We start from the raw sequence: 2,515 nt of genomic DNA, 5'->3' as shown, positions 1-2,515 counted from the left end.
ATTTCTACACTGGAAGCTTTAGATTATGTGCCTACGTTAACACAAATAGCCAATTTAGAAGCTACCGGTATTTGTTCACAAATTCAATCTGTATTAGACCAATTGTCTGGCAAAGAGAATCTATCTGCTGATAGAGAAATAAAATGCTTTACACAATGGCAGGCTTGCCTGAAAAACGCAATAAAGAATGCAAAACAAAGAATACAAATTCTCAATGTTCTAGCACAGCAAAGTGATAGTTTTGCCAAAATGGATTTTGCCTTTTTATATGATCCGATAAAGAAGTTATTCTCGATCGGATATAATGTCATCGAACAACGGATGGATCAAGGTTCGTACGATATGTTAGCTTCCGAAGCACGCTTGTGTAGTTATGTAGCCATAGCTCAAGGACAAATTCCGTTAGAGCATTGGTTTTCGCTGAGCAGATTACTGATTTTTTCGCAGGGCAAACCTATATTAGTTTCATGGAGTGGCTCTATGTTCGAATATCTGATGCCACTGCTGGTTATGCCAAATTATGAGCAAACATTGCTCGATCAAACCTACAAAGGAGTCATCTATGAGCAAATAGAATACGGCAAGAAATTCGGTATCCCTTGGGGAATTTCAGAATCAGGATTAAATCGTACCGATACTCAATTCAATTATCAATATAAAGCTTTCGGAATACCAAGTTTGGGATTGAAGCGAGGTTTGTCAAAAGACTTGGTGATTGCACCTTATGCCACTCTTCTGGCTCTGATGGTTAATTCGCGAAAAGCGTGCGAAAATTTGGAACGGCTTACCGATGATGGCTTTGAAGGCTTGTATGGTTATTATGAGGCTGTTGATTATACACCGTCTCATCTGCCGTTAAATGCAACAAGCATAGCTGTTCATTCCTATATGGCACATCATCAAGGTATGGGACTTGTATCGATATCCAACATAATGAAAGGAAATAAGATGCAGGAGCGTTTTATGTCTTGCCCGATGATTAAGGCTTTTGAACCTCTGTTACAGGAGAAAAATCCTCATAATATAAAGATCGATGTTATATCGGATGATTCTAAATTTGAGATCAAAGGGACTAATCCGTTATTATCTAACAGTGTAAGTTATACTCGAGTTTTCGATAATAAAAACATACCGCCCGAAGTTAACTTATTGTCTAACGGGCGTTATCAGGTAATGATAAATAACAGTGGTGGAGGTTATAGCCGATGGAATAATTTAGCAGTCACCCGTTGGCGTGAAGATGCAACGGCAGGTTGTCATGGCTTGTTTGTTTATTTGTGCGATGTTGATACAGGAGAATACTGGTCGATCGGGAACCAACCGATACTAAGTTCTTCTGATGATTATAGCGTAAAATTCACTCAGGCTTATGCCGAATTTAAACAACAACATTCTAAATTGGAAGTAAGAACAACCATATGTGTTTCACCCGAGGATGATATGGAACTGAGGCGAATAACCTTAACCAACCATACCAATAAGCCCCGGAGAGTAGAGCTGACTACATACAGCGAAGTGGTTATATCATCGCAAGATGCTGATGAAGCGCACCTTGCTTTCAATAACTTATTTGTACAAACCAAATTCAATGCAGCAGCCTCGGCCATATTGTGTACCCGGCGTCCCCGTTCGCAGGAAGAAACACCACCATACTTACTGCATTTGCTGTTATCCGGGCAGGATCAGGAAAATGACGTTACGTGCGAAACAGACAGGGCTTCTTTTATTGGTCGTGGACATTCATTGGCAAAGCCTTTGGCAATGAGGCAATCCGGAACCTTATCAAACAGCGAGGGTTCTGTTCTTGACCCCTGTATTGCATTGCGACGGTCGATCATTATTCCAGCCCGAAAGAGTGTAAAAGTATATGTGCTACTTGGCATGTCCGACACGCATCTGGGGGCATTGTCCCTATCGGATAAATACCAGAACATCCGTATGACCGATCGTGCTTTCGAATTGGCATGGACTCACAGTCAGGTGGTTCTTTATCAACTTAATATTACCGAGACCGAAGCTCAGGTTTTTGCTAAAATGGCAGGAGCTTTGGTTTATGCTAACCCTTTGTTCAGGACAGATCCGAATATCCTAAAAAACAACAGACGCGGACAAAACGGATTGTGGAGTTATGGTATTTCTGGTGATATTCCGTTAGTGTTATTGCGAATAAAGGATATAACAAATATAGAGCTGGTACGTCAATTGGTTTTGGCACATGCTTACTGGCGAATGAAGGGGTTAATAGTTGATCTTGTTATATTGAATGAAGACACATCGGTGTATCGCCAATCATTGTATGATGAGATAATAAACCTGATACATAGTGGCGTAGATGCTACGTTTTTAGAAAAGCAAGGTGGCATTTATGTTCGACGGATAGAGCATATGCCACATGAAGATATATTGCTTCTTCAGTCTGTTGCCCGAATTGTAATAGATGATGAGCAAGGGACATTATTCGACCAAATGGAAGGTAAGTTAACTACAGATGTTCAGACTTCGATATTAAAACCAA

Annotated in this window: 1 protein-coding gene; it reads left to right on the top strand. The window is 40.4% G+C overall.

Annotated features, from left to right (window positions below):
* The coding region (locus IR083_RS10335) for a glucoamylase family protein (protein WP_317174712.1) at positions 1-2,515 on the top strand (2,515 nt) is incomplete at both ends.

Origin of the sequence: Dysgonomonas sp. GY75, assembly GCF_015234155.1 — a bacterium.
GTDB classification, from domain to species: domain Bacteria; phylum Bacteroidota; class Bacteroidia; order Bacteroidales; family Dysgonomonadaceae; genus Dysgonomonas; species Dysgonomonas gadei.
This window is presented reverse-complemented; position numbering and strand designations above follow the sequence as displayed.